General features: G+C 36.2%; 13 protein-coding genes. 1 reads left to right on the top strand and 12 read right to left on the bottom strand.

Features of this window, described 5'->3' with window-relative positions:
• Positions 1-94: 94 nt before the first annotated feature.
• Positions 95-676, bottom strand: a complete 582-nt coding sequence (locus EYD45_RS12460; RefSeq protein ID WP_130964888.1) for a cytochrome c oxidase subunit 3 — start codon at positions 674-676, stop codon at positions 95-97.
• A gap of 1 nt (position 677) precedes the next feature.
• Positions 678-1,571, bottom strand: a complete 894-nt coding sequence (gene cyoE / locus EYD45_RS12455; protein WP_394343500.1) for a heme o synthase — start codon at positions 1,569-1,571, stop codon at positions 678-680.
• Between the two features lie 108 nt (positions 1,572-1,679).
• Between cyoE and EYD45_RS12450 the strand changes: the two genes are divergently transcribed.
• A complete protein-coding gene (locus EYD45_RS12450) occupies positions 1,680-2,552 on the top strand; it encodes an MBL fold metallo-hydrolase (protein WP_130964886.1) in 873 nt (290 codons plus the stop codon).
• Here the strand turns inward: EYD45_RS12450 and EYD45_RS12445 are convergent.
• The 10 genes from EYD45_RS12445 to EYD45_RS12400 form a co-directional block, all read right to left on the bottom strand.
• Positions 2,549-4,642, bottom strand: coding sequence for a gliding motility protein RemB (locus EYD45_RS12445; protein WP_130964885.1), 2,094 nt, complete (start codon positions 4,640-4,642; stop codon positions 2,549-2,551). The genes EYD45_RS12450 and EYD45_RS12445 overlap by 4 nt on opposite strands.
• A gap of 278 nt (positions 4,643-4,920) precedes the next feature.
• Positions 4,921-5,718: an energy transducer TonB gene (locus tag EYD45_RS12440; RefSeq protein ID WP_130964884.1), complete on the bottom strand. Its 798-nt coding sequence runs from the start codon at positions 5,716-5,718 to the stop codon at positions 4,921-4,923.
• A 319-nt stretch (positions 5,719-6,037) separates the two neighbouring features.
• Positions 6,038-6,757 (bottom strand): energy transducer TonB, encoded by a 720-nt coding sequence (locus tag EYD45_RS12435; protein WP_130964883.1) that lies wholly within the window; start codon positions 6,755-6,757, stop codon positions 6,038-6,040.
• 59 nt (positions 6,758-6,816) lie between these two features.
• Complete coding sequence (locus EYD45_RS12430) at positions 6,817-7,197, bottom strand: VanZ family protein (protein ID WP_165453931.1); 381 nt, start codon at positions 7,195-7,197, stop codon at positions 6,817-6,819.
• Complete coding sequence (gene gcvH, locus EYD45_RS12425) at positions 7,190-7,570, bottom strand: glycine cleavage system protein GcvH (RefSeq protein WP_130964881.1); 381 nt, start codon at positions 7,568-7,570, stop codon at positions 7,190-7,192. Before gcvH ends, EYD45_RS12430 begins: the two co-directional genes overlap by 8 nt.
• A 127-nt stretch (positions 7,571-7,697) precedes the next feature.
• Positions 7,698-14,918, bottom strand: coding sequence for a T9SS outer membrane translocon Sov/SprA (sov, locus tag EYD45_RS12420; protein WP_130964880.1), 7,221 nt, complete (start codon positions 14,916-14,918; stop codon positions 7,698-7,700).
• A 6-nt stretch (positions 14,919-14,924) separates the two neighbouring features.
• A complete protein-coding gene (gene ruvA / locus EYD45_RS12415) occupies positions 14,925-15,506 on the bottom strand; it encodes a Holliday junction branch migration protein RuvA (RefSeq protein WP_130964879.1) in 582 nt (193 codons plus the stop codon).
• Between the two features lie 52 nt (positions 15,507-15,558).
• Positions 15,559-17,853, bottom strand: a complete 2,295-nt coding sequence (locus EYD45_RS12410) for an NADP-dependent malic enzyme (RefSeq protein WP_130964878.1) — start codon at positions 17,851-17,853, stop codon at positions 15,559-15,561.
• Positions 17,854-17,955: 102 nt separating this feature from the next.
• Positions 17,956-19,518 carry a sucrose phosphorylase gene (gtfA, locus tag EYD45_RS12405; RefSeq protein WP_130964877.1) on the bottom strand — a complete coding sequence of 521 codons (1,563 nt, stop codon included), beginning with the start codon at positions 19,516-19,518 and terminating at the stop codon, positions 17,956-17,958.
• Positions 19,519-19,527: 9 nt separating this feature from the next.
• On the bottom strand, positions 19,528-20,466 hold the full coding sequence (locus EYD45_RS12400) for a carbohydrate kinase family protein (RefSeq protein ID WP_233702646.1): 939 nt from the start codon (positions 20,464-20,466) through the stop codon (positions 19,528-19,530).
• Position 20,467: the final 1 nt, after the last annotated feature.

The following is a 20,467-nucleotide window of genomic DNA, read 5'->3' as shown; positions in this document are numbered from 1 at the left end:
CGCGCCTCGCCAAAAGCTATCGCTGCAATCCCTAACGCAGGCGCACTTGCCAAAGTCTTGTTTTTCAAGTAAAACCAAGGTTATCAGCGTATTATTAGCTCACAAAATACAAGAATAAAAATAAGTACACCCAAAGGATATCAATAAAATGCCAGAAGGTAGCAGCCAATTCAAAACCAAGCATATTTTCGGCATTATACTTTTGTTTAAAATGATTATAAATTACAACCAATAAACAAATTAATCCAACTACCACATGTAAAATATGCACAAATGCAATTAAATAAATGTAACTCATCGTTACGTTGCTTGTTGGACCTGTAAAATTATAGCCCAAATCAATAATCTGCTGAAATCCAGAAAACTGATTTAATATAAACACAACACCTAGAGCAAGCGTCGTCAACAACAAAATGGTAGTGCCATTTCTATTGCCACCTTTTAATGCCCGCTTTGCAAGTATAAAAGTAATGCTACTTAAAATAATAACTACCGTACTTATGATAAATGCATTAGGCAATTCAAAATCTTTAACCCAATCAGGTCTAGAACGACTTACCAAAAAAGCACTCGTCCATCCTGCAAAACTCATAATTAATGACACTATACCAAACCATAGCATCATCTTTTTTGCTCTACTATTCTTTTCCTGTGGTGTTCCTTGGGTTAAATCCATCTTAAGCTATAAATTTATCAATCACATAAACAATCTGTACCAACGTAATGTACGATACACTTACCAACATCAACTGTTTTGCCGCCTTTTCGGTCATCAATCTAAATAGGCGTACCGCATAATATATCATCCAAAGCCCTAAACCAAACACAAGTATGGCTGCTACTATTGATAGTTGTAGCCTTCCCGTAAAACCAAATACTGGTAGTATTGAAATTATCACCGTCCAAATGCAATACATTATGGTTTGTACTGCTGTACCTTTGTCTTGCTTTCCTGTTGGTAACATAAAAAATCCGCCTTTTTTATAGTCGTCATACAAAAACCAACCTATAGCCCAGAAATGGGGGAATTGCCAAAAAAACTGTAGCGCAAACAAGGTGCCCGGTTCAATACCAAAATCATCGGTCGCCGCAACCCACCCCAGCATAAATGGAATAGCTCCAGGAATGGCCCCAACAAAAACGGCTAATGGCGTTTTTGTTTTTAAAGGTGTATAAGCACAGGTGTATAAAAAAATGGAAATAGCACCAAACATCGCAGTTTGCTTATTGATGCTGTATAAAATGATAATGCCTAAAAGCGTAAAAATAGATGAGATAATAAATGCTGTAGTAACGCTCATGCGTCCCGCCGGAATTGGGCGGTTTTTAGTGCGGTTCATTAAGGCGTCCAAATCTTTTTCTATAATTTGGTTAAAACCATTTGAAGCACCTACCATAAAATAACCGCCTAAGGCCAATAGCAACAGCACTTTAAAATCAACAACATCCACACCTAGTAAATAGCCCGCAAGCGATGAAAACACAACGCTAACAGACAAACGCATTTTGGTAATTTCCTTAAAATCTGAAATTACAGAAGGCGTTGTTACCGAAGTTTTTGTGTTGCTCAAAGCCATGATACTTAAATGCGAGTGCAAAGATACTCTATAAAACCTATTTCCACAATGTTAGGTTCATTTTTAATATCTTTAACTTTTAGTGACTTAATTCAAATTACTATGAGCATTTTAAAATCAGTTTCTGCACTTATTTTTATCGTTTTTAACCTCTTCAATATTACGGCACAATCACGATGGGATAAAGTAACCATTACAACTACAAAACTTACCGATAACACGTATATGCTTGTTGGTGCCGGTGGCAATATTGGTGTTTCTGTGGGAGAGGACGGTATTTTAATTATTGATGACCAATTCGCTCCCTTAACAGATAAAATTGTAGCAGCCTTAAAGCAACTGAGTGATAAACCTATAAAATATGTTATGAACACCCACCACCATGGTGATCATACCGGAGGTAACGAAAACTTTGGAAATCTGGGTGCTACAATAATGGCTCACGATAATGTAAAAAAACGATTGAAAGAAAAAAGTCCTGCAATAGCATTACCTGTTATCACCTTTAATGATAAACTAAGCGTGCAGATGAATGGTGAAACCGTCGTGGTTATTCATGTAGATAGCGCACATACTGATGGCGATGCACTATTATACTTTACAGAAAGTAATGTGCTGCATACTGGCGATACTTATTTTAATGGACGCTACCCCTACATGGATTTAAAATCTGGTGGAAGCGTTGACGGTTACATCAATGCTGTAAAAACGGGGTTAATGCTGGTTGATGAAAACACGAAAATCATTCCGGGTCATGGCGCATTATCAAACAAAGCAGAATACGAAACTTTTTTAAAGATGTTGGAGACTTTAAAGGCCAATGTTCTAGCAGAAATTAAAAAAGGTAAAACTGAGGATGAAGTTGCTGCTAACAATACCATCACTAAAACCTATGATGCTTTAGATTATGGCTGTTGTTTTATTAATTCCGAGAAAATTAAGAGGACGTTTTATAGGAGTTTGAAGAAGAATTAATTATCAAAATACCAATTAAACAAATCCGTACGAATTCCAAAGTTTAACCAAAAGGTGTTGTTTTTAAATGTACTGGTTGTTATAGCTTCTGGATTAAAATTTCTAATGGTTATGTCGGTAAAAACCTTAAGATTTGATGCCGGATTTACCACATAGCCAGCCTGTAAATTAGCAAAAAACGTTTTCGTATTTATACCTTGCCCTACGTTCACCCCAGTTTCAAAAGGTCTGTCCTGTTCATTTCTATAAATATCGCCTCCATAACTAAAATTGTCGGTACCATCATTAAAGTCAAAACCTCTGGTGCCAAAAATAAATCGTGCATCGCCATACCAACGGTTGTAGCGGTAACGGCCAATTACAATCAATTCGCTAAAATTAGCACCCCATAAATGCGCCAACGGTTGATTATTATGTGCATAGTTTAACACAATGCTGTTATGGGAATAGGTATAAGGGCGAATACGGTTATACTCTAATTGCAACAACAAATTATCAACCTTAAATGCATTAAAATATTTAATACCTAATTGATATCCATATTTGTTTTTCCAACTTTTTTCTCCAGCTTTTATATCGCCTAATGAAAATTCATCTAGAATAAATTGTCCATAGGCGTTTATGTTATCTGTAAACTTATATTTAACAGATGCCCCCAATAACGCATTTCCTGCATCCTGACCTGTTTCAAACTCAATGGCGCGGTAAAAAATAATGGGATTAAGGTAGTTAACATCAAAACCACGGTTGTTACTATTTCTCCATACAACGGATTCAAACAATCCTAAGTTTAGCCGTTTGGACACATTCCAACTTAAGTAATGATTAGCAACATATTTTGTTAAAAATGCACCATCTTCAAGAACTTCTGGACGTACATCACGCATCCACATAAATGTGTTGGTATACTTTATTTTCCAAAAATTGGTGTTGAGTTTTAAAAATGGGTGCGGACTTGTAACATCACTCAAAAGCAGAGAACGATAGCCATCACCTATGAAATTTTTGCCATGACCAAACTGTACATTTAGAAATTTAGCCGGCGAATAGGATAAATACGCTTCTGCCACCGGGTAATCATAACTATCCGTTTTAAAACGTTTTGAAACACCTCTACCGGGAACTATAGGCTCAGATCCTGATGCTCGAATACTCTCAATATAACGGTTTACATAACCTGCAAAACGCCCCTGACTTTCAAAAACCGTGGAATAGAAGTTTAGTTTTTTACCTAAACCACCTTGAACCATAAATCCTCTGGTATTATTGTAAGTACCACCAATTTCAGAATCGGAACCTAATTGTAAATCAAAAATAGGGTCAATCGTGAACCAGTAATCCTTTCCCTGCAATTGCACCAAATGTTCGTTCCACAACTTTTTACCTACCCAAGTATTTGTATCTCTTTTTAAGCGTTCTCGTTCGGCCTCAAAATCATGATATTTAGACACATCGGTGTACAAAAACGGTTTTTGTGCAGTATGGCTGTTAGTGCCTATAAGATTCATTGCGCGATCAAAACGTGCATAATCGCTATGGGTAAACTGAATGTTTAACTGACTGGTTAATGCTTTGTTTGTATAAGGTATAAGTGTATTGTTTATGCTATCAAATTCTTGTTTTGCAGCAAGTACTCGTTGCTCAATTGCATTAACTTCGTTTACTTTTTTTGAGCTTTGTAATTTGAAATCTTCAATAGGAATTTGAATTGATATGGAGTATTGCTTAAACGTTTTTCGTCCGCTGTATGTCGCCGGTTTTATTTTGGGCAATAACCCAAAAACTCTCTGGGTTTCCTGTTTCAATTCATCGTACATCGCATCGACAAACATCACTCTAAAGGTACCCGTGGCATCAACTTCAAAAAGCACAACCACTTTGCCCTTGTAATTTTCCTTGGATACTTTTTGAGGCACCTTAAAATTATCCTTTATGTGCTGAAATACGTTTTTATCAAAACATGATTGCAAACTATCAATGGTTGCTGTAGAACATTCTGGGAAAACAGGAGGCTTTTCATAAGCAACATCATTTTGGGAAAATGCAGTGTAATGGGAAATAAAAAGTAGAAGGGCAACAAATTGTTTCATCTGATAAATTTTATTGTTTTTAAAAGGTCAGATGTAATTCGCTATTGGATATTTTGGTAAAAAAATCAACATTATTGCAATAGCTCATTTCATATAATGGATATGATTACATTTTGGATTGAAAGATAGTGTATTTTCTTAAGAATATCCCGCTATCCAGCGGGATTAGTTCAATTTACAATGTTGAATACGTTCTTTAAACTTCTCAAAATTGAATTTCACTAAAAAAGCCATTATCTAAAAAAAGATAACGGCTTTATGCATGCTAAATTATAATGTTACTCTGCAATAAATGTAATGGGTAAAGTGTACCGAACACTTACAGGTTTATTGTTTTGCTTACCTGGCAGCATTTGTGGAATTTTATTCACTACTCTTTGTGCTTCGTCTCCTAATCTTACACTTTTAGTATTCGTTTTAATATCGGTAACGTAACCTAATTTATCAATTTGAAATTGTACAAAAATCCTCTGCGTACCAGATAAACCTTCTCGAGAAGCTATAATGCCACCGTTGAATCGCTTTTGCACTAATCTGCCTATTTTATCAGACATACATTTTTTCCTCGCTTTATTACCTTTCTTATTTTCACAACCGGGATATATTGGAACTTGCTCTACAGCTCTAATATCAAAAACCTCTTCTATAGGTTTCTCTATCTTGTTGAATGTTGAAGGATCTATAGGAACATCTGAAGTTGCTTCTTCAAGGGTCTCAACAATATCTTCAGGTAAATCTGTATCATTTTTGACTTCTTCAATCTTATCAATAAACTTCTTTGCTGCTTTCTCCTGTTTTTCGACACGCTGTTTTTGCTTTGGTTCCTCGTAAGGTTTAAAATTAATTGCCTCCATATCAAAAACATCGGTTGGTTTTTTGTGCTCTAAAGCAATGTCCGTTGTTTTTGTTTCAAATTGCATTTCCAACAGACCAATAGCGGCTAAAAGACAAACTATGAGGCCTACTTGAAAATAGAGGGTAGAGTTTTTTTGTAAATTTGCATCATGCCGATGTGATTGTTTCACGCTATCATCGTTTTGCCGAACGATGTCGTGAGATTGTTTTGAATTTTTCATTTGTTGTGATTTTTCTAAAACTACAATGAAGAGAAACTGCTGAATCTAAGATCCCGCTGAAAAAGCGGGATTAGTTCAACTAACTATTTTGAATCTATTGCTACGCAATTTTCCAAAATAGAGTTTCACTAATAAAATTCATAAGATTAAGAACTGTTAGCATGCGAAAAACAGTAAATGGTTCTTACTCGTTTTATTATCATAGTTATAATGTTAATATTATGATAAAATCACAAGAAGCATACCAAAAAAGAAATCCCGTTACAAATTATGTAACGGGATTTTATTTATTCTAATCGCTGCTTAAGCAGAACTAATTTTAATCTTGTACCTGGAAAATAATAGGTAATGAGTAAGGTACTGTAACAGGCTTACCTCTTTGTTTACCTGGTTTCATTTTTGGCAGTAAGCTAATCACACGTTTTGCTTCTTTTTCCAATCCAGGGTGTGGTGCTCTGGCTCTTACACCTGTAATATTACCTGTTTTGTCAATTTTAAATATAACGTTGATACGCTGTCTACCTGATAATCCTAAATCTCCAGCCAATTCTGTATTAAACTTTCTGTTTACAAACTTCGCAATCTTATCAGACATACATTTTTTCTTAGCTGCATTATTCCCTTTTTCACATCCTGGAAATACTGGAACATTTTCAATTACTGCAAATGGTACCTCGATATCTTCTTCTACTTCTTCTACTTCAATTTCTTCAACCTCAACAATTTCTGTTTCTTGGTCAACCTCGGTAGACTCAATTACAGTTTCCTCAACTTCTTCTTCATCCTCAACAACTTCAATGACTTCTGGAGCTGCTGGTGGCGGAGGTGGCGGTGGAGGTGTTACAATTTGTTGCGTTAATGGAATTTCCTCTTCTAACTCTTCTTCTAAGTTCAATTGTCCTATATCAATATCAGACTTGTCATAGGTCTTATAATTGATAGAGTAATATGCTAAAAACAGCATAAGTGCTAAACCTATAGCAAAAAACAAACCACTGTTTCTGCCTACGTTAGCTTTCGGATTTTTTTTAGGTTCCATAATTTTATTGTTTTTCCAGATTGCTAAAATAACTACTTATTTAGGAAAAAAACAAGCCTTTATCCATTTTTAACTTGTATTCCCCCTTTCATCAACAAAAGCGCTCCTGTTAGCAATGCTCCTAAACTGTTTGCTATGGCATCATAAACATCAAGCGATCTGTGAGTGGTCAATGTACCTTGTAATACCTCAAGAATTATACCAAATATAACAGCAAAAAGTACTGCGTTTAAAACCGCTTTTTTCTTTGGTTGATTTTTACTGAAACGAAATACTGCGTACCACAGTAAACAAAGAATGGCATAAGCTAAAAAGTGGAATATCTTATCAGCGTAATCAACTTCAACATCTGGTAATTTTCCACTTAAATTGATTAAACTTACCGTTGCTAATGCAATGGTATAAGGAATGGCAAGGAATAAAGCTGCCTTTTTAAGCACCAATCAATTCTTTGTATGCCTCATCAGATAGCAATCCTTCAATTTGAGAAGCATCAGAATATTTCACTTTTATCATCCATCCATCGCCATAAGGATCAGAATTTACACTTTCTGGCTCGTCTTCTAAAGCTTCATTGAACTCCACTATTTCTCCAGATAATGGTAAAAATAAATCAGAAACGGTTTTAACGGCTTCTACGGTTCCAAAAATTTCATCGGCATCCAAGGTCTCATCCAATGTTTCTACTTCAACATAAACGATGTCACCTAGTTCGCTTTGTGCAAAATCGGTAATGCCTACGATGGCCAAATCACCTTCTATTCTTACCCACTCGTGGTCTTTGGTGTATTTTAATTCTGATGGTATATTCATTATAAAAGTTTAAAAAAGTATTGTTTACAAATGTATCTATTCGAAATTAGATTTCAAATATATATTTAATTGTTTAGCCTAAGATACCGGAAGACACATTTGCACTTTCCCCTCAGGATCACGAGGATTAATTCCCAAAGTTATACCTCAAAGTAAAGCCTGAACGAATAGTGGTTTGCGGAAAGGCTGTTGAAATGGCATAATCTGCAAAGGCATAATCGAAGTAGAAAATAGCAGTTAAATTTCGGCTAAAAGCATAATCTGCTGAATATTTAAGACCCCAAATGGTTTGTCCTGAGGTGACCTGATTATTTTCTAAATCTAAATAGCGTACTATGGTTTTATTATCTCTTACCGAGATATCAGCCTTCATATTTAAATCGCTTACAATACGCTTTTTAGCACCTGCCAATTTTGATTTGATACGCACATCCTTAATACGATATCCTAAACCTAAGGCATATTCGTTGCCAATAACTTCGGTTAATAAATTATTATCAAAGCTTAAAGAAAGTAATCTGTCTTTCCTAACCTCAGCCAAAATCTTCATGGAATTTTTCATTTCCATATCTATTCTAACCAATGGACTGAACATTTCCGTTAGGTTAATATTACTGAACAGACGCTCATTTTTATAATTACCTGATTGGTCTTTGGTATCATTATTTTCAGGAGCATCATATCCTAGCGAATAGTCTATGCCGTTAAAATCCAAGTTTGTCTGAAATTGATTGATATTATAACTAGAGCGATACCCGTGCGTAATTGAAAAACGTCTGAAATTCTTTTTAAACCAAGCGAATTTCATAAAACCTGTATATTTTAAATCCCAATTTGGGATAGGCACACTCCTAAAAGCATCAAGATTAACGCTGTTTGCATCCTGACCACTATATGCCGCTAAAAACGCTGGTAATAATACTGCCTGACTATTTTTACCAAAACCACGAGGAAAACCTTCTGCATCCACATCATTTACATCGGCACCCCTTGCAGCAGCAACACGTCGTGCAATAGTAAGCCTGTTTGCTCTAAAATCGTTAAATGCATCAGAGCCTGTTTCATCACTTTTACCAAAAGCTGTTTTTATTATAACTGTTGAAATGTTGAAGTTTCCGAAAGTATTTGGTGTTAACGCAATATAATCGCGTGATACTGGATCAACTCTAAAATTTTCGGCAAAATTCTCAAAATAGGTTTTGTTTCCAGAAATATCAATTTTTAAATCCCTTACGGGTTCCAAACTTGCTGAAATATCCAACTGCTCGCTATGGGTTTGTGTGAATTGTTGGTTAAATTCTTGAAACGATGTTAACCAACCACGTCTGGCAATTTCCTGCCTGATATCACTTTGTGAACCAAAGGTAAAACCAAATGATGGTTTTAATGTCCCAACAAAACCAGGAGTTCTGGTGTAACCTGGAATAAATGTTCCGTTATTTTCAGAATAGTTAATTTGTACACGCTTAATACTGGTTAAAATATCAATCCCCGCGTTTAATAATTTTGTTCCAGGTTTATTTTTACTTCTAGGTTTTTTTACATCACCTTCCTTGGTTCCCGGAGGTCCGCCAGTACTTCTGGTGCGCGTTCTCACCGTACGTGTTGGTTTCTTTTCCAAACCTATGTATTTATACAGGCGTCGCATATCCAAACTCGTATTTAAATTATGAGTATTGGAATTTTGAACAGTATGCGCTGGTCCACCTATACCACCATCAGCTAATGGTCTTTCAAAAAAATCTGACCCTTTTTGCCATTGAAAGTCCCCATTGTATTGATATGTGGCATCGATAAAACTAAAGGTTGGTATTTTGTTAATAGGCAATTGGTAATTGATACCTAAACTTTGGGTTTGCCTGTTAGGGTCTCCAATATCTAGAAGTCCGTCCCATACATCAAGTCTTGGGTCTTGTTCTCCAGCAATTAAATCATCACCTAAGAAGTAATTTCTAACAATGTTATTATTTGCTGCCGTGAAGTTTAATTGTAGTGCTTTCGTTAAGTTATAGTTTATAGTATATTGAAAATCAAACGTATAATTTCTACGAAATAATTCCTCAACGCCAATGTTGCCACCCGTTAAATCTATTTCTCTAAATTTTTGACGGTTAAATTGTCTATTAATATCTGTATTCACTGCAAAACTTGTGGGTAGTAAATTCAAATTGAACTCCTTTAAAAACTTCCAGTATTTTCCTGTGAACAGCGAATCGTTTTTCTTAAAAGGTTCTATGGTAACAGGATTAAAATTGAAGGCGTAGTTTGCACCAGCTCTCAACGTTTTATTTACTGAATTTTCAATTTCAAAATCTCGATGCTCAACCTTATTGTATGAATAGTTAAAAGTGAAATTTTCAACATCATAAAATCTTGGTGTCTTATCGGTGGTCCTGTTTTTTCTAACGCCGATTAAATTGATACTTTGACGTCTTGTATAATCTTCTGATTGTTCTTTTACACGATTTTTACCTTCCTGAGTATCTTCAGCATCAATACGGTCTTGTAATTTTAAATCTTTATAAAACTGATCGAATTTTGGTGTGATTAATTCTTCACTTTGAGCATAGTTAAACGGAATCTGCACGCCCCATTTCTTCGGCAACAATTGTCCCGCATTTATGTTGGTTACCACATCATATTGCTGTACATCTTCAAGAGCACGTTCGCTAGGGCCTTGTTCCAATCCTCCAAAGCCAGAAGTACTCATTCTACCTGTAGCACTTACATTTGCAAAATCTGCTACATTACTATCCAATGCCAAAACTGCTGCCCAACCACCTTCATTGTCCAAATCAGATAATCGTAATTCATTAAACCATACTTTGGCACAAACATCGCTATTTGTAGCATTTTTAACACCCACCATCAATGTTCTTACATCCCCAAAGTTTGGATTTCCTTTTATGGCGACACGGTGTTGGCCAGTAACATATCCCGTAAGCGAATTTGTAACTTCAACTATATCATCACCAACAACATCGTAATACGTAGGTTCGCCATCAAGCAGGGTACCGCTGGCTATTCCTTCAGCTTTAATTTTACCTAGAATATCAAGTGGTAAATTAATTTCGTTTTCAAATGGCCATACATCTTCACGTCTTAAAGAACCATTTGGAGATTTTACTAAGGGAATTTCAATTTGATAGTAGTTATCATTCAAATCATTTCCAATTCTCATGAATCCAACTAGACGTTCAGCGCTTGTATCGGTGAAACCGTATTCATCATCTTGCGCATGTAAAAACATTCTTAAGCGTTTATACTGACGCATATCAATACTAATATTTTTAAATACTGCTCGAGAATCTTCAGACTCTAAATCGCACACATTAACTACCAAGGCTTGCTCATTTTGGCGCACTACTGTGTTATTGTTGAACAGCTGCTCTGGCTCAATGCCTGGTGGCCTTACATAAGATCCTTCGTTGTCGATAGTCCCGACGATACCCACCGAAAAATCTGTGTCATCATCTGATGGATCATCATTGTTGGCCTGTAGTGTTTGGTTATAACGTCTCCAATCGCTTCTTACCAAATCTAAGGTTCCAAAACGGAATACCGTATTTTGATTAAAGTCTTTTAAATAGGTTCTTACGAAACGCACTGATCGAAAATCGGTAATACCACCAACTGCTCTTGTGCTTTTGGTAACTGGGATTCTGAACAAATACCATTTTGGGTACACCACTTCGCCATTTTCCAGAATACGTCTGTTATCCTCACTTTGCGCCTCAACATTTTTTGTATCAACGATAAATTCGTTATTAATATTTAAGGTTGCGGGGGTGATATCGAGTTCGTATTCGTAATAACTATCAATGGTATTCATTGTGTTATCTCGGTTAATATCCTCTACATCAGGTTGTGGATTATTTGCTCTCTGCGTATCTGTAAACACATCTGGAGTGTTACCTTCTACACCGTTGAATTGTTTGTAACGCTCAAAAATACCACCTTCGGCATCTAGGAAGAAGGTGTAGTTATCATTTGAGGGGTCGTCTCCAAATGCTGTTCCAAATTCTTGAATTTCATCAGCATCACTATAACCGTCGTAACCTACATCTTGGTTAGTACGCTCCTGACCTGTTGTGTCAAATGCGTAAACTAAAGACTGATTTAATGGCACTACAGTTCCCCAATCTGTTTGGGGTAATAGGCTTATATCGCCATCTTCTGGCAAACCATTTTCGTAAAGCTTTCTTCCGTCCTTTACCACGTCTTCTGAAATATTCCCTAAGTTGAACACCAACTTCCCGCCAGGGTTAGCTGGATTTTCCTGAAAAGGGTCTTGCAGCCAAAACTCAATGTATTCCACATTGGCTTGTTCTAAATCTGTAGAGGTTAATTGACGTGTAATTCCTGCCCAACGATCAGTAGCTGGAGTGCTATTAGCTGTCGGATTAAAATTATAAGGCCCACGTTCTTCTGGGTAATAGGCTAAATCTAAAGTGAATAATATTGAATTTTGCCCTTGTACCAAATCTTGCTCAGGGAATAATTCATTGATAAACACGCGACTTGTATACAAGCTTGATAAATCTTCATCAGAAACGCCATCTGGTCGTCTCACGCTATAAAAAATGGGATCGATAGTATACCAGTTTAGCATACCTCTACCATAACCGTTTTGGATACCAGCATTGTCATCCCCTGGAGAATTATTTAAGTCTAAAGGTCTACTTGATAAAAACCAAGATTGTTGTGCTTTTAAATCTATGGCATTTTGTGTACCTTCAAAATCATCAATATATGAGGTGGCTTCCCCATTAAGGTCTGTACCATTTGGTGCTCCCGGTGCTAGATACGCAAATTCTCCCCTTAGGGAAATATTGGATGGCACGTCTGTATCAATATTAGGTAACTTATTTACCATTCTAGTAAGGAAAGGCACTTCAGAAGAAAAGTTACCGTTAAAACCGAAAATAGTATTATTGATAGGCTCTGAACCAAAATTTGCCTTTTGTGTAATTGGGCGTTCGTTCAAGTTTAAAAGTGTACCCGCTAATACAAAATTATCATTGAATTTATGTTCTATATTTATCCCTGTAAAACGTCTGGTTTGTTGCCCAAATACGGCGTTATTTTCAGTAGAAACTTGTATTGGTGTATTGGATGCTTTTAAGGCTTCATCTAAAATTTGAACACGCCCCAACTGATAATTTACGGTATAATCTACACCTTCAATTAATACACGTCCGCCAGCGGTAACCCTTACCGAACCACGGGGCACGTTAAAAGCACCTATTGGAATACCATCACCGCCACCACTTGAGCTATAACGCCCTTTTAGCTTGAACTTATTTTTATCTGCCTCTTCTAATGCCGCAATTTTTGTACTCTTATAAAGAATATCGTAAACGTATTTTTCCTGATTTGGGTTGGTGTAAACATCTGCTTCATAATCCGCATCATTATTGTTTGGATTATTATCATCATCTAAAACATCAAAGAGGTAACGTCCAAAAGGCTCTACTTTTGTAAATACAATTTTTCCATTTTGAGGCTGTACCGTTATACCCGGAACAAAGTCGAAAAACCCATCACCATTGCCTTGTGGGTCATTATTAAAGTTCAAATTATCCCAATTGAACAACCGTATCAACGTGGTTTCCTCTATTTCTTTGTCATCTCCTGGTGTTGTTGGTGTATGATTATCAAATAGTGGAAATGTTGTGCCTTCAACAGGTGTGATAAAGTTTAAAGGCGAGGCTTCATTATAAAAAATGTTTAATGTGAAATCATCCTGACTTAAGTTAAAAGCGCCCGTATCATAGATGTTTTTCATCATTAAATCCCAGATAGGTTGCTGTACATTGGTAACACTACTTTTAAGCATTTTTAGTACCAAAGCTTTATTGGTAACCTGTGTAACTTGCCCTTGATTATTGGTTTCAACTTCATTAGGATTAACACCGTCGTTTGCAAATTCACCAACTTGATATACCTGACCGCCAACTGTAAATTGATAGGCTACCGCTAAAACCTCATCAGCTGTTAAACGTTGATTTAAGGAAATATACCCTAAGTCTGCATTAAACCTATACTCTTGTCCGTTTTGTAGTTTTCTTGCATTTTCAATTTTCCCATAATCAGAACCTTCATTAACATTGTTCTGTATGGCGCCAAAACCTTGTTGTGCGGTTGCAATATCTCGAATAGCCTCCGTTAAAACAGAACCACTACCAATGGCAGTTGGGTCTAAATTGTTATTCCCATTATCAGGAAACGCACCAGGGCCAGCAGTAACATTTACAAATGGAGAAAACAGTTTATCACTTTCTCCTAAATCTTGTAACGCCACCACATTTCTAACATTGTCGGTTCTATTACTTCGGTTGGTGATGTATACTTCTAAACGGGTAATTTGCAATCCTCTATTATTAATAAAAGGGTAATTTCTTAACGCTTCGTCGTAGGTGTCCCTAAAATATTGTGCTAAAAAGAAGTGTCGGTTTTCATCATAATCTCTTATGAAAAAATCAAACTCCTCCAAAGTTCCTCCGCCTTGGGCTACAACTGTATTTCCTTGTGATTGTTGCTCAGAAAACACGCCTGTTACCGTTGTTCTACCAAATTGCAGTTGCGCTTTTACACCAAATAAACTCTGAGCTCCTGTAATTAAGGAACTGTTTAATGGCATGTTTACGTTACCAACCTCTATTTTTTGAATGATATCATCCTCCGTTGGCGTATAATCTAATTTTATAATATTTTGAAAATCGAAGGTGGACTGTGTATCGTAATTAGCGTTTACTTGAAGACGTGTACCTACTTTACCTAAAAGGCTTAGACTGATACGTTGGTCAAAATCAAAAGTGAAATTACTACGGTTTCTTGGCGAGAAAGATGGATTATCTTGTCTTGAAAAAAGTACACCCAAATCCATTTCAACCGAACCTTGTGGCACTACTTCAATAGTATTCCCTCCAAAAATAGTTTCAAAAAAGCCCGAGTTTACATAAAACTCTGGCAACAAATTTTTCTGCTCGTCTTCAGCACCTTTCTTCTTACCATCAAAAGCGTCAATTTTTTCTTTATAGTAGTTTCTTAGATTCTCCTTAGCCACCAAATCCTTAAACTCTTTTGGTGTTAAAATGATAGGATAATTGATATTGAACTCACCTATTTTTTCGGTGTATATGTACCTGTCTGTAACAGGGTCGTACGTATATTTAGATTCAATCCCATTAAGTTTAGGGAATTTGATGTTTCCTAAACTAAAGCCTGTTTTTGTAGAATCTTGAGCAGGTTGCTGCGCCCATACCGATACCGATAAAAGCAGGAGGGCAATGAGGGCAACGTAGGTTTTAATCGATTTATGACAGCTATGGTTAGTTATGTTCAAAATCTCTTATAAATTTTTTAAGGCTTGTTTTATAATGGTTTCTACAGTTGCATCAGGTTGTGATACCATAATTTTATCCACAACACGCTCTGCTTGCTTTTTTGCAAAACCAAGAACTTCTAAAGCAGATAACGCTTCATTCTTATTGGTATTGTCTTGAGAAACCGAAACTTCGTCTATATCGTAAATCTTTAAAATTTTATCTTTTAAATCTATAATTACACGTTGGGCGGTTTTAGCCCCGATACCTTTAATGGATTGAATTAGCGCGACATCTTCTGATGCAATGCCTTCTCTTACCTGTTTAGGTGAAAGCGAGGACAACATAGTTCTTGCCGTACTTGCGCCAATACCACTTACAGAAATCAATAACCTAAAAATTTCGCGCTCTGCAATTGAAGAAAACCCAAAAAGGGTATGCGAGTCTTCTTTTACCTGCAAATGTGTATATAACTTTAAGAATTCTTTATCAGGAATTTGAGAATAGGTATGTAAAGAAATATTCAGCAAATACCCCACACCATTGCAATCTATAACAACATCTGTTGGGTTCTTTTCAACAAGTTTTCCTTGAATATGTGTAATCATTAATTTCCCTCTTAACCTGCCAAATGTAATGAAATTATTTGCGTTTCAAACATTAGGAAATATCTTTTTCTAGCTCCCACATTTCCTTATTCTGTGCATCAACAACAGCAACTGCGGTCATATTTACGATTTCATCTACACTAGCATCCAGCTGTAAAATGTGTACTGGTTTTTTCATTCCCATCATAATTGGCCCAATGGAATCTGCTTCATTAAGTTCCTTTAAAAGTTTGTAAGTAATATTTGCAGCATCTAAGTTTGGAAAAATCAACCCATTTACTTTTCTACCTACCAGTTTTGAAAACGGAAATTGATCGCGCAACATTTCATCATTTAGAGCAAAGTCTGTTTGCAATTCGCCATCCACAACCAAATCTGGATAATTACGATGCAGTAACGCTACAGCTTCTCTTACTTTTGAAGCCCTCGGGTTTCCTGAGGAACCGAAGTTTGAATATGATGTCATGGCTATTACTGGCTCAAAACCAAAAGTCTTTATCACTTTTGAAGTCATTACAGCAATTTTAGCTAAATCCTTCGCCGTTGGATCTATGTTGATTGATGTATCACTCACAAACATTGGCCCTCTTTTGGTCATCATAACGTTAGTGGTTGCAATTCTTGTAGCTCCCTTAGCCATACCAATAAGCTCTAACATAGGCTTTACTACTGAAGGATAGTTTCTAGAGTACCCAGAGATTAAAGCGTCTGCATCGCCTTCATTCACCATCATAGCTGCAAAATAATTACGCTCTCGCATCAATCGTTGTGCCGCGTAATATGTAACCCCACGACGTTTACGCTGTTCCCAATATACTTTGGCATAACGGTTTTTGCGCTCGTTTTCTTCTTCAGTTTTTGGGTCTATTATGGTTACATCAGCTTCAAAATCAATCTCCTTCATTAAATCTTCAATCGTTTCTTTTCTACCCAATAGAATAGGGATAGCTATACCTTCCTCATGTGCTATTTGAGCTGCTTTTAACACTGCTAATTGGTCTGCTTCAGCAAATACTACGCGTTTTGGGTTCAATTTTGCACGACCTAAAAGCAACCTTACCAACTTATTATCAGAACCAAGACGCTCTCTTAATGCATCCTTGTATTTATTCCAATCAGTAATTTCAGTTTGGGCAACACCACTTTCCATTGCTGCTTTTGCAACGGCTGGTGGAATTTCAGCAATTAAGCGAGGATCAAAAGGTTTAGGAATGATATATTTTCTACCAAAAGCCAAACGCGTTTGTTCGTAAGCCACATTTACCTGCTCTGGCACAGGTTCTTTGGCTAAAGCAGCCAAGGCTTTTACCGCAGCCATTTTCATTGCCTCATTAATTCCTGTTGCACGAACATCCAAAGCTCCTCTAAATATGAAAGGAAACCCTAAGACATTATTTACCTGATTAGGATGGTCGCTTCGACCTGTTGCCATAATGATATCATCCCTAGTATCAACGGCCAATTGGTATTTAATCTCAGGATCTGGATTTGCCATAGCAAACACAATAGGGTCTTTCGCCATGGTTTTAAGCATCTCAGGCGTAACAATATCTGCCATGGAAAGTCCGATAAACACATCAGCATCAACCATAGCTTCATCAAGTGTGTCTATTTTTCTATGAGTGGCGAATTCAGCCTTTTGGGATGTAAGGTTATCACGGTCTTGCCTAATCACACCTTTGCTATCCAGCATTACCATATTTTCTCTTTTCGCGCCACAAGATTGGTATAGACGTGAACAAGAAATGGCTGCCGCACCCGCACCACTTATCACAATTTTTACATCCTCAATGTTTTTATTAGCCAGTTCCAAGGCATTTATTAGTGCTGCCGCAGATATTATTGCAGTACCATGTTGGTCATCATGCATTACTGGAATATCCAGCTCTTCTTTCAGTCGACGCTCAATTTCAAACGCTTCAGGAGCTTTGATATCCTCAAGATTAATACCTCCAAAGGTTGGTGCTATATTTTTAACAGTTTCTATAAATGCATCCACATTTTCGGTATCAACCTCAATGTCAAACACATCAATATCAGCAAAAATTTTAAAGAGTAGGCCTTTCCCTTCCATTACAGGTTTAGAGGCTTCAGGACCAATATTCCCTAATCCTAAAACTGCTGTTCCGTTGGAAATAACAGCGACTAAGTTTCCCTTAGCGGTATATCTATAAACTTGATTTTTGTCTTTTTCAATTTCCAAACAAGGCTCTGCAACTCCTGGAGAGTAAGCCAAGGATAAGTCTCTTTGACTCGCATATTTTTTGGTTGGAACAACTTTAATTTTACCTGGAGTAGGTTTTGCGTGGTATATCAGTGCCTCTCTTCTCTTACTTTCTTCGCTCATAATAATGGATTCTCAACTAAACCAACAAATATAAGAATCCTAATAAGTAAACGCCTAATCCTATAATAAATTAATATTTATTATAAAAACCTTAAAAATAATTTAAAAAGCATAAGATTTGAGCTCCCCTGCTTCTGAGTAATTTATTGTGAAATTATAGGAGTCAAGGTTTGCTGTTAGATGAGCAAATTCATTTTGATTAATCCACTTAATATCAATGATTTTATTCGAAGTTTCATTAATCCTAACGGTTCCTGAAAAGGCTTTGGAAGTATTCCGCAACCTTAATAGCTCAAGCTGATTTAAAACAACCTTTCTTTTAAGTCCCTCTTCAATATTTTGCATGGTCAAATTAGTTCTATTTATTTCTTTATGTCCAGCACTTCCTCCAGCATCTGCAGCTTCATAATCATTTTTACCTGCAAAAATATCTAAATACCATACCTGAGGTATCCCTGGCATAAACAATTGAATGGCTCTGGCAAGCAACAATTTCTGTTCATCTTCACCTAAGGCACTAAAGAAAGTAGCATTTACTTGGTAATATGAAATCTTATTGCCTTCAGGGTCATAAAGATTTTTTACACGCCCACCGCGCTCTATAATAGTACTCATAATAGTCTCGATCTCCTCATCTTCTAGCAGGCCTTTATTATAAAAACCGTTTGCAAACTTACCTTTTAAATCTAGCACTGGAATACCATCATGACACCCCAACATGTTTACGGTTTTGTAACCTTTAGAAATGATTTCTTTAGCCCACTTTATAAGTGCTTTACTGCTACTATTTTCAATGGTATGAATAGTTAATCCTGGTAAGAAAAAATCGTAAATTTGATACCCTTCATTGGCTACCTCATCATGTAAATGCAATCCATACTCGGCATGAATTTCTGGTAAAAGTGTCAACCCATTTTTATCTGCAATTTGTTTGATACGCTCTAGGTACTGCCATGTTCCCGGTTTATTAAAAAAATTTGATTGCCCAATTTCTTTATGCAAATACGCAAAAGCATCCAGCCTTAGTATCTGACAGCCATAGTTGCTGACCTTTTGTAAAGTTTCTTCATAAAAGTCCCAAACCAGTTCAGATTTTGCATTGACATCCATCTGCCCTAAAAACGTTTTATCTTCAATAATTTTTTGATAAAAGGTATTCCAGTATGGTTTTTCTGTTCCATCAGGAAAAGGCACTTTTAAAATTGGTAATCCAGATTTTCTCATAAATAACTTATCGAGATATTCCTTTTTTGGGATAATAATTCCATCAGCTCCCATGGTACCGTTACCTTCCCAGAAACTATTCCAATTGATAAAAAAGTCTTTGTATTTAGACTGCTCTCCTTTTTTTAATAAATCTTTAAATTGAGGTGATGCTACTGATAAATGATTCAATACAATATCAAACTTTAATTGAATATTCAATTGCTCTAAATCTTCTAAATCAGACTTGGACACCAAATCTTCGTTAAGATTGTAATCTATAATTGAAAAGCCTCTATCCAAATCACTGTTAAAAAATGTTGGCAAAACATAGAACAGTGAAAAAACATCTTTAAACTCAGGCCTTTTAAGCATACTAATGGTATCGCTTAATGTATTGCCAATACTATCTGGATAAGCATTAAGCATAACGCCGTTTGTAATATTAGATTCTTCGGACATCGTTTAGTTTTATAAAAGCTCTGATAATATATTAATGTTGTCTGGTAACCTCCCCACATTTTGAAGCTTTAATGCCGCAAGTTGTAATGCCACTTCCAAGCACTTTTCAATGGGCTTTTCCTTTATGTAAGCAAACAAAAAGCCAGACCAAAATGCATCGCCAGCACCTGTTGCGTCTTGTACAACATCTATTTGTATCGCAGGTAGCTGGATAATCTCTTTATCTTTTTGAGATAATTTTACACCATTGCTTCCTAAAGTTAAACACACAGTATCTACACCTTCTGAATGAAAGAAGCTGAAAATCTCATCGTGAGGTAATTTTTCCTCGAAAAGCCTAAGCATATCATCTTCACTAACCTTAACCAAAGGGTTAAATTTGCAGTACAATTTTATAACCTCTAGCGCTTCTTCTTGACTTTGCCACAACTTTTTAGCATAATTCACATCGATACTTAATTTACAACCTAAATTAAAAGCCTCTTCTGCCTTGTTTAAAATAGTGGTTTGTGCGGGATTTTTGCTTAAAGCAAAGCACGTTGTGTGATATATATTCGTTTTTAAAAGTAAGTCTGTTGAAATCTGATCTTCCAAGATATGGGAATCTGCTTTTCTAAAAGGAATAAAATCTGGTGTGCTATCTGTCTTTGATACAAAAACAACGCTAGTTGGTTTATTACCAATTATTTTAATATAATTTGTGTTTACACCAACGCCAGAAAGCCTCTCAAAAATATACTCCCCAAAACCATCATTACCAACAGTTGCTACCATTGCTGATTTTAAGCCTAATCTTGCAGAATTCATAGCCACATTTGCTGGTGATCCGCCTAAGTACCTGTGATAATCTCTTGTGTTATTGATAAGTTCTCCAGTTTGATGACCTATAAAGTCTACAAGAACTTCTCCAACACAAAGAATATCTATTTCTCTTATATTTTGTTTCAAA

The sequence above is a fragment of the Hyunsoonleella flava genome, assembly GCF_004310325.1.
Lineage (GTDB): Bacteria > Bacteroidota > Bacteroidia > Flavobacteriales > Flavobacteriaceae > Jejuia > Jejuia flava.
Note: the sequence above shows the minus strand (reverse complement) of the source record. Positions and strands in the feature narration are given on the sequence as shown.